The following is a 999-nucleotide window of genomic DNA, read 5'->3' as shown; positions in this document are numbered from 1 at the left end:
CCTGCGCGGCGCCCACCACTACCCGGGCGCGGAACTCTGCCGACGCACCGTCTTCCGGTGGCTCACCCGTTACAACACCCGCCGCAGACACTCCGCGAACGGACACCTCAGCCCCATGGCCTACGAAAACCAGCACCAGCAGGAGTCCGATAAGCTCACGCTGGTCGCATAACCACCCGAACGCGTGTCCACTTCCGCGGGGGAAGGCCCGCGCCGCGAGAGTTGCGCGTCACTTCCCAGAAGAACCCACTCAAGCCGGGCATGTGGCCTTTGGCCTGGTCGCTTCCATTGCGTGGTAGCGAACGAGACCCTGCCGATTATGTGATCCGCCTTGCAGAGTCCGCTGTGTCGGGTACCGCCGAACTCGCTGGCGTACATGACTGCCGGCAGCAGGGCTCCCTCGCGGCAGCATGGGTCACTCTGGTCGCCGGTGTGGACGAACAGACCGTACGGGAAGCGATGATGCCGCCCGACTGGGCTGTGCTTCAGAAGGTGCTCAATCTACCCATCGAAGAGCAGACTGACTGGTTCACCAGGGAAGTGGTAGGCCAGAAACACTGCGTCAAGGGCGTCTCATGATCCGATACGCGGTGAGCGTTCGTCGATGGTGGGTCGTCCTGTCGTCCCTGGCTCTGCTGGTAGCCATGTGCTGGTCGGTGGGGACGAGCGAAGTGCCCGTCCCCACCCTGGCGAGCGGCTTGGGTAGTTCCCAACTGGCCTACTTCACACCCCTTCTGGTTGTGATGGCCGTTATGTTCTGCCTGGAACGGCAGCTGCATGCATCCGAAAGCACGGCGGTTCCACCCGTCCGCCGGTTCGATCAGGGGGCGATCGTCCTCACGGCAGTCCTGGTCCACGTGTGAGGTTCCCTTGCTGTGCGGGAGGTGTTGACTAGCTGGTCAGGGCGGGGTGACGTAGTTTCAGGTTCACTTGTTCGGTCGTTGCCTGGTTGGCGTAGTGCTTCTCCTCGTACTCGATCGGGCTGAGGTAGCCGAGGCG

General features: G+C 63.2%; 1 protein-coding gene. It reads left to right on the top strand.

The window, feature by feature from the left end:
- Nucleotides 1–432 precede the first annotated feature (432 nt).
- Nucleotides 433–579, top strand: coding sequence for a hypothetical protein (locus E6P78_RS33145; RefSeq protein ID WP_206307986.1), 147 nt, complete (start codon nt 433–435; stop codon nt 577–579).
- The last annotated feature ends 420 nt before the right edge of the window (nt 580–999 follow it).

Origin of the sequence: Streptomyces sp. A0958 (assembly GCF_004795035.1) — a bacterium.
GTDB lineage: Bacteria > Actinomycetota > Actinomycetes > Streptomycetales > Streptomycetaceae > Streptomyces.
This window is presented reverse-complemented; position numbering and strand designations above follow the sequence as displayed.